The following is an 8,000-nucleotide window of genomic DNA, read 5'->3' on the forward strand; positions in this document are numbered from 1 at the left end:
GCACAAATGGGCGATGCTGCAACGCCCCGCCGGTGCCTTGTCTTCGACGCCCGAGCAACTCGCCAGGCGGGCGCGCCGAGCCTGGCTGCTGTTTGCGGCCGTCGCGCTTTTGATCGTCACGGCAGCGCTCTACGGCGCCGGCCTTTACGGCCGTACCGCCGAGATCGGGACCCTGGCGGCGCAGGGGCGTACCGACGCCAATCTGAAGGTCGCGCTGCTGCGCGCCGTGCTCGAAAGCCCGCGCGCCCTGCCCCTGCTGTTGTCCGCGGACCAGCAAGTGCGTGATGCGCTGACGCAGAAAAACGCCGCGGCAATAGATGTGCTGAACCGCAAGCTCGAGGGGCTGGTCTCCGGCACCAAGGCGTCGGTGCTCTATGTGATCGGCGCCGACGGACTGGCGATCGCCTCCAGCAACTGGCGCGAGCCGATCAGCTTCGTCGGCAACGACTACCGTTTTCGCGATTATTTCTCCGGCGCGATGCAGGCCGGAACCGCCGAATATTTTGCGCTCGGCAATGTCAGCAAGCGTCCCGGCCTCTACATTTCGCGGCGCGTCGGCGATGCCGCCGCACCGCTCGGCGTCGTCGTCGTCAAGATGGAGTTCGACCAGCTCGAAGCCGACTGGCGCGAGGCCAACCGCCCGGCCTATGTCAGCGACGAGAACGGCGTCGTGCTGATCACCAGCGTGCCGTCCTGGCGCTTCATGACAACCGCGCCGCTGGCCGCACCCAAGCAAGCCGCAATTCGCGACAGCCAACAGTTCGGCGACGCGCCGCTTGTGCCGTTGCCGATCATGCACGCGCAGGCGCTCAGCCCGGATGTGTCGATCGTCCACGCGGTGACGCCCGGCGGCAGCGACGCGCAGTATCTCAGCCTTTCGACGCCGGTTCCTTCGACCCCCTGGCGGCTCGAATATCTGATCCCGGCTGAAGCGCCGATCGCCGCCGCCGTCCGCGAAATGCGGCTTCTGGCACTGGGTGTCGTCGTGCCGCTGCTCGGCCTGGCCGCGTATCTGTTGTGGCGCCGGCAGTCGGCGCAGATGCGGATTGCCGCCGAACAGGCGGCGCGCACCGAACTCGAACGCCGCGTTGTCGAACGCACCGAGGATCTGAGCCGAGCCCGCGACCGGTTGCAGGCCGAGATCACCGGCCACCGCAACACGGAGGCAAAGCTCCAGGTGGTGCAGCAGGACCTGGTCCAGGCCAACCGCCTCGCCATCCTCGGCCAGGTCGCCGCCGGCGTCGCCCACGAGATCAACCAGCCGGTCGCCACCATCCGTGCCTATGCCGACAACGCCCGCACCTTCCTCGACCGCAAGCAGACCGGGCCGGCTGAGGAAAATCTCGGCGCCATTGCAGCCCTTACCGAACGCATCGGCTCAATCACCGAGGAGTTGAAGGCATTTGCCCGCAAGGGCCGCACCGCCGCCGAGCCCGTCGAATTGCGCGGCGTCATCGAAGGCGCCGTCATGCTGTTGAGAAGCCGCTTTGCCGGCCGGCTCGACGCATTGGTCGTCGACCTGCCGCTGCCGAGCCTCAAGGTCATGGGCAATCGGGTGCGGCTCGAACAGGTGCTGATCAATCTCTTCCAGAACGCGCTGGAGGCGCTCGACGGCCGCGACGACGCTCATGTGCAGGTCTCGGTCGAAGAGACCGCGGACGGCGTGACGATCAGCGTATCCGACAACGGGCCCGGCATTCCGCCGGCGATCCTCAAATCGCTGTTCACGCCGTTCAACACCTCCAAGGAAAAAGGCCTTGGCCTCGGCCTCGTCATCTCCAAGGACATCGTCGCCGACTATGGCGGACGCATCGAGGTTTCGAGCGGCGACAGCGGCACCCGCTTCACCATTCATCTCCAGAAAGCAGCGTAAGCCATCATGACGAACGACAATTCCGCACCGGTGGTCCTGATCGATGACGATCGCGATCTCCTCAAGGCCACCGCGCAGACGCTGGAGCTTGCCGGCTTCTCGGTCTCGGCCTTTGCGGTGGCGGCCGAGGCGCTGGCCACGCTCGACGCCGGTTTTGCCGGCGTCGTGGTGTCGGATATCCGCATGCCTCAGATCGACGGCTTGCAGCTTTTCAATCGCATCCTGCGGCTGGATGCCGACATTCCCGTCATCCTCGTCACCGGCCATGGCGACATCGCCATGGCCGTCAAGGCGATCAAGGACGGCGCCTACGACTTCATCACCAAGCCCTTCGCCGCCGACCGGCTGGTGCAGAGCGTGCGCCGCGCAGCGGAAAAGCGCCGCCTGGTAATGGAGAACCGGGCCTTGCGCGAGGCGGCCGGAGAGGCGCAGGACAGCCTGCCGCTGATCGGCCAGACGCCGGCGATGGACAGGCTGCGCCGTACGCTGCGCCAGATCGCCGATACCGACGTCGACGTGCTGGTGACCGGCGAGACCGGCTCCGGCAAGGAGGTGGTGGCAAGTCTTCTGCATCGCTGGAGCCGCCGCGCCAAGGGCAATTTCGTCGCGCTGAATTGCGGCACGCTGCCGGAGACCGTCATCGAGAGCGAGTTGTTCGGCCATGAGGCCGGCGCCTTCACCGGCGCGCAGAAGAAACGGATCGGCCGCATCGAGCACGCCAGCGGCGGCACGCTGTTCCTCGACGAGATCGAAAGCATGCCGGTCTCGACACAGGTGCAGATGCTGCGCGTGCTGGAGATGCGCGAGGTCACGCCGCTCGGCACCAACGAGGTGCGGCCGGTGGATCTGCGCGTCGTCGCCGCCGCCAAGGTCGACCTCGGCGATCCGCGCCAGCGCGGCGCTTTCCGCGAGGATCTCTATTACCGGCTCAACGTGGTGACGATCTCGATCCCGCCGCTGCGCGAGCGCCGCGACGATGTCGCCCTGCTGTTTTTCTATTTTGCGGAGCGCGCCGCCGCCCGCTTCCACCGCCCTGTGCCGGCAGTTCCAGCGACGGTGCATCGCCATCTGAGCGACCATGACTGGCCGGGAAATGTGCGCGAGCTGGCGCATTTCGCCGAGCGGTTCGTGCTTGGATTGGAGGAAGGCGCCGAGACGCAACCCCCTGCCCCGACCCAATCGAACGCCGCCATGAAGCTGCCGGAGCGGCTGGAGCGCTACGAGGCCGACATCATCCGCGAGACGCTTGGCCGCAACGACGGCGATGTCAGGCGCACGATCGAAGCGCTGGGGATTCCGCGCAAGACTTTCTACGACAAGCTCCAGCGCCACGGCATCGTGCGCAGCGATTTTTCCCGGTAATCGCCGGCGGCCTGGACCGGCGGCTCGGTTACTTGGCGTCGTGGAAGATGATGCCCACAGTGTGGCGCATGCCGGAGCGTAGCCGGCTGACGCCATGCCTGAGGTTGACGCGGTAATTGCCCTTGCTGCCCTGGACCGGACGATTGTGGACCGCGAAGGCGACCGCATCGCCCTGGCGCAGCGGCACCACCTCGACGCGGCTCTGCATGCGCGGACGCTGCTCGGTCAGCACGAACTCGCCGCCGGTGAAATCCTTGCCTGGTTCCGACAATAGGATCGCCACCTGCAGCGGGAAGGCAAGATCGCCGTAGAGATCCTGGTGCAGGCAGTTGAAGTCGCCGGGGACATATTGCAGCAGGAGCGGCGTCGGCCGCGTCTGGCCCTGCTCGTGGCATTGCTCGAGGAACGCCGCGTGTTCGTCGGGATAGCGCTGCGCGATACCCATGCGCGCGTTCCAGTCGTGGGCAACCGCGGCCAGGCGCGGATAGAGCGCGGTGCGCAAGCCGCCGATCAAGTCGGGCAAGGGATAGCGGAAATAGCGGTACTCGCCCTTGCCGAAACCATGCCGCGCCATGTGCACATGGCTGCGGAAATGGCTCTCGTCCGGATAGAGCCCGGCGATATGCCGGCACTCCTGCGGCGTCAGCAGCTTTTCCATCACCGCGCAGCCATAGCCGCTCAGCTCATCGGCCAGCGTCCGCCAATCATATCCGGCAACGCGCACCTCCGCCGATTTCACCGCCGCTTTCGCGCCTATCGAATGGATGGTCATGGCTTCGCCTCCTGTGGCTTCTCTGTCAATTGAAATGGGTGAAGCGGCCCGCGCAGACCACCCGTTTCTTGCCGGGTGAGCCTTGCGGGACGGGACGTCATTCAATTTCCGATTTCGTGGTCATGGGCTAAACTTGTTCCACTCAACGGGACCACCACCTCATGATCGTCCAGACCTGCATCAATGGCGCGCGCAGCGCCGATTTCCACCCCCGACTGCCGCTTGATCCCGAAGCCATTGCGCGAGACGGCACGGCCTGCGTGGCCGCAGGTGCGGCCGAGTTGCATGTCCATGCACGCGGGCTCGATGGCCGCGAAAGCCTTGCCCCTGACGCAATGGACCCGACCGTGCTGGCGCTGCGCCGCGCCTGCCCGGGAACGCTGATCGGCGTCTCCACCGGCGCCTGGATCGAGAGCGACGACGAGCGCACGCTTGCCGCGATCGCCCGCTGGAGCGAGCTGCCCGACTATGCCTCGGTCAATCTCAGCGAGAATGCAGCACCGGCAGTCATGGGCCGTCTGCGCCAGCGCGGCATTGGCATCGAGGCGGGGCTTGCCTCCGTAGCCGACGCCGAACGCCTGGTGAGCCTCGACCATGGCAACCGCGTGCTGCGCATCCTGATCGAAATCTCCGAGCAGGAGCCGGACGCTGCGCTTGAGATCAGCGACGATATCGCCGCCGTGCTCGACGGCGCCGGAATGCGCCGGGCAATCCTGCTGCACGGCGCCGACGCCACGGTCTGGCCTTTCGTGCACCGGGCGGCGGAACGCCGTTGGTCGACGCGCGTCGGACTGGAAGACGGCAAGGAGCTTCCTGATGGAACAGTAGCACCCGGTAACGCTGCGCTGACAGCGGCAGCCGTCGCTATCTTCGAGACCAGTCGTTAGCACGGGGAAAGCGTCGATGGCCGCCGATCCCCCTCTTCAGGGGGGAGATAGCAAGTTTTGGCAAATAGGCAGGTCTAAGTCGGCGAACTCAAGCGTGGCAGCACGCTAATGTCAGTAAAATCTATCTAAAACTTTACATATTAATTAAACCAGCAATTAATCAGCACATCAACGACCCCGTATGTTAGTGCTCTCCCGCACCGGGGACCATTTTTATGAAAATCATTCCGCAGAATGATCACGCCGCGCCGCGCCGGATTCAACAGTATACATCGATACAGATCCTGCGGGGGCTGGCAGCCCTCATGGTTGTTACCTATCATCTTCCGGGCGCACTGGGCATGCTCGACCTGCGTATTCCCGTTCTGAACAGTGGCGTCGACTTGTTTTTCGTCATCAGTGGTTTTGTCATGGTTCTCTCGACGGAGAACAGACGCTCAGACCACCGTGCTTTTTTGATGCAGCGGTTCACGCGCGTCGTTCCGTTCTATTGGGTTATGACCTTCCTCATGGTCGCCGCACTTTGGTTGTTTGCCGATCGTGCAGTGTCTCTTGAGCAGATCACCAATAGCCTGCTTTTCATACCCTATCTCGATACGGTCACAGGCTATGTCCAACCGGTGCTGGGCGTGGGTTGGACGCTCAATCTGGAAATCCTGTTTTACATTCTGTTCGCGGCGACTATGCGTGTCGGCACGCTGACGCAAATGGCCATGGTCGGCGTTGTCTTTGCAATCGCCGTAGCGGCGCGCATCGTCTTCAAACCCGCCGCCGACACTGTGCTGTTTTTCTATACCACGCCAATCCTGTTTGAGTTCCTTGCCGGCATGGCGCTCGGCCACCTGGTCGGCAGACTGGCGCGTTTGCCTACCGTCCTGGGTGTCTCGGCGCTCGTGTTCGCCATCGTGTCCATGCTGGTGATGGTACTTGGCTTCAACTTGCCGCGAACCCTTGCTCAGGGAATCCCGGCCTTGATCCTTGTCGCCGGTTGCATCAGCCTGGAAAACTACTTCCGGCTTTTTGCTCCTCGCCTGCTGGCAAGGTTGGGCGATGCCTCCTACTCTCTCTATCTGACGCATCCTATCGTGCTGCTTGCGACCGCTCCTGTCGTTGCAAGCGTCAGCGTATCACCATGGCTTGCTGGCATGGTTATTGTCACCGCCTGCATTGCCGTCTCCCTGGCCAGCTACAGTTTTGTTGAAAAGCCGATTTTGGCCATTTCGCGGATGAGCCTTTCCGCCCGTCACGTGAAGGCATGAACTGCGGCTGCGCTCCGCGGAACCACGCTGTCTCGCCAACCTTAGACCGGCGGCGCTGAACCTTCAAAAGATCCGGAAACAAAAACCCGCCTCGGGAGGATGGGTCGTTGGAGCCAAATTGGCACCATATCCAAATTAATAGCATAGCTGCCGGCACAAAGCAAGAACAAAATGTGGCGTCCTCGACGAAACTGCCGACAGGCATAGGGGCACCGCGCACGACATGCCTCTTGCCATTGTTAAAAATCTCTCATAACGTATTTTCATATCCGAAAGAAAATCCGACCGTTTATTTCCCTTTATGAAAGCCTGAGCGTTTGCGCGAACATCTCGATCAGACCGACCGGCGACTGGTCAAGCTGCTGTCGCAGGACGCGCAGCTTGGCGTCAACCGCCTCGCCGAGAAGATGGCGATCTCGGTGCCGACGGTGCGCATGCGGCTGCGCAACCTGCTCGACCGCAACCTGCTCAAGATCGTCGGGCTGCTCAACCTCACCGAACGCCCCGAGCTGATCTCGGCGATCGTCGGCATCAATGCGCAGGGACGCGGCCGCGCCCGGGAACTGGCGCAGCGCATCTCCGAACTGCCTTTCGTGAACTCGGCAGCCGTCGTCACCGGACGCTTCGACATCATCGTCGACGTGACTGTGGCCGGTGATGTCGCCGATCTCTACCGCGTCACCAGCGAGCTGATCCCCGGCGCCGGTGAGCCGGGCGAAGTCGTGCGCAGCGAGACCTTCGTCGTCATGGCCTCCTGCAACAAATGGGTCAGCCTGCCGGAAGGCTGCTGGTCGGACGAGCCGCGGAAGGAAATGGCATGAAGATCGCGGTTCTCGGCGGCCTCGGCCTGCAAGGCCGGGCGGCGATCGCCGATCTCGTTGCCAGTGACGGCGTCGAGCAAGTGGTCTGTGTCGACACCGCAACCGACGGCGCTGCGCGGCTTGGCGGCCTGACCGACCTTGCCCGGGTGCGTTTCGTCGTGCCGGAGGACGCGATCGGCCCAGCATTGGCCGATGTGATGAAGGACGTCGACGCGGTCATCGACCTGTTGCCGCAACCGCTGATGCGCGAGGCGGTGCAGGCGGCGATCGCGACGCGCACGCCGCTGGTCACCACCAATTACGGCAAGGCCATCGCCGATCTCGCGCCGGAGGCCGAAAAGGCCGGCGTCTCGATCGTCACCGAATGCGGGCTCGACCCCGGCATCGACCTTGTGCTCTACGCGCGCGCCGCAAGCCAGTTCGACACCATCACCGCGATCGATTCCTACTGCGGCGGCATTCCCGAGCCGAAAGCGGTGGTCGAGCCGCTGCGCTACAAGGTGAGCTGGAATTTCGACATGGTTCTGGTCAGCCAGAACCGCGACAGTGTGCTGGTCGAGAATGGCGAACGGGTCGATGTGCCGGCCGCCCGCCAGCACGACAATCGCTTCATCCACGAGATCGAGGTGGCGGGGCTGGGCAGGCTGGAAGCCTTCCCCAATGGCGACGCGCCGCATTATGCCGGCATGCTTGCCGCCGCAAAGGGGCTGCAGCGCTCCGGCCGATATTCGCTGCGCTGGCTTGGCTGGTCGGCGTTCTGGGCGCCGCTGAAGCAGCTCGGCTTCCTGTCCGAGGAAAAGGTATCCGGCACCGGTGTCAGCCCACGCGAATTCCTCGGCCGGCTGCTTGGCCCGCAACTGCAATATGGCGCGGACGAAAAGGACCTTTGCGTCATGCGCAACGTGTTTGTCGGCAGCGAAGGCGGCCGCCGCAAGACGGTGACGGTACGACCCGGAGACATGGGTAACAGAATGTACCTAAGACATGGGTGACAACCTCGTGCCGAACGGGTTGTCGATGGTCTGC

7 protein-coding genes are annotated in these 8,000 nt (G+C 63.8%); 6 read left to right on the plus strand and 1 reads right to left on the minus strand.

Going from position 1 to position 8,000, the window contains the following annotated elements:
• The first annotated feature begins 13 nt into the window (after positions 1-13).
• Together NKJ17_RS24605 and NKJ17_RS24610 are read left to right on the plus strand one after the other, a co-directional pair.
• Positions 14-1,873 (plus strand): sensor histidine kinase, encoded by a 1,860-nt coding sequence (locus tag NKJ17_RS24605; RefSeq protein ID WP_352507124.1) that lies wholly within the window; start codon positions 14-16, stop codon positions 1,871-1,873.
• A gap of 6 nt (positions 1,874-1,879) precedes the next feature.
• Positions 1,880-3,235, plus strand: a complete 1,356-nt coding sequence (locus NKJ17_RS24610; RefSeq protein ID WP_352690371.1) for a sigma-54-dependent transcriptional regulator — start codon at positions 1,880-1,882, stop codon at positions 3,233-3,235.
• 28 nt (positions 3,236-3,263) lie between these two features.
• On the opposite strand, the gene NKJ17_RS24615 is transcribed toward NKJ17_RS24610, so the two are convergent.
• On the minus strand, positions 3,264-4,007 hold the full coding sequence (locus NKJ17_RS24615; protein WP_352690373.1) for a 2OG-Fe(II) oxygenase: 744 nt from the start codon (positions 4,005-4,007) through the stop codon (positions 3,264-3,266).
• A 161-nt stretch (positions 4,008-4,168) separates the two neighbouring features.
• Between NKJ17_RS24615 and NKJ17_RS24620 the strand changes: the two genes are divergently transcribed.
• The 4 genes from NKJ17_RS24620 to NKJ17_RS24635 all read left to right on the plus strand — a co-directional run bounded on the left by NKJ17_RS24620 (position 4,169) and on the right by NKJ17_RS24635 (position 7,966).
• Entirely contained in the window at positions 4,169-4,894 is a 726-nt protein-coding gene (locus tag NKJ17_RS24620; protein ID WP_352507121.1) for a 3-keto-5-aminohexanoate cleavage protein, read from the plus strand.
• A gap of 215 nt (positions 4,895-5,109) precedes the next feature.
• The gene (locus NKJ17_RS24625) at positions 5,110-6,153 is read left to right on the plus strand and encodes an acyltransferase family protein (protein ID WP_352507120.1); all 1,044 of its coding nucleotides are present in this window, start codon (positions 5,110-5,112) and stop codon (positions 6,151-6,153) included.
• A gap of 317 nt (positions 6,154-6,470) precedes the next feature.
• The gene (locus tag NKJ17_RS24630; RefSeq protein ID WP_352507119.1) at positions 6,471-6,974 is read left to right on the plus strand and encodes an Lrp/AsnC family transcriptional regulator; all 504 of its coding nucleotides are present in this window, start codon (positions 6,471-6,473) and stop codon (positions 6,972-6,974) included.
• Positions 6,971-7,966, plus strand: coding sequence for a saccharopine dehydrogenase family protein (locus NKJ17_RS24635; RefSeq protein WP_352690378.1), 996 nt, complete (start codon positions 6,971-6,973; stop codon positions 7,964-7,966). Before NKJ17_RS24630 ends, NKJ17_RS24635 begins: the two co-directional genes overlap by 4 nt.
• Positions 7,967-8,000 lie beyond the last annotated feature (34 nt).

Source organism: Mesorhizobium sp. M0208, from assembly GCF_040322015.1.
GTDB lineage: Bacteria > Pseudomonadota > Alphaproteobacteria > Rhizobiales > Rhizobiaceae > Mesorhizobium.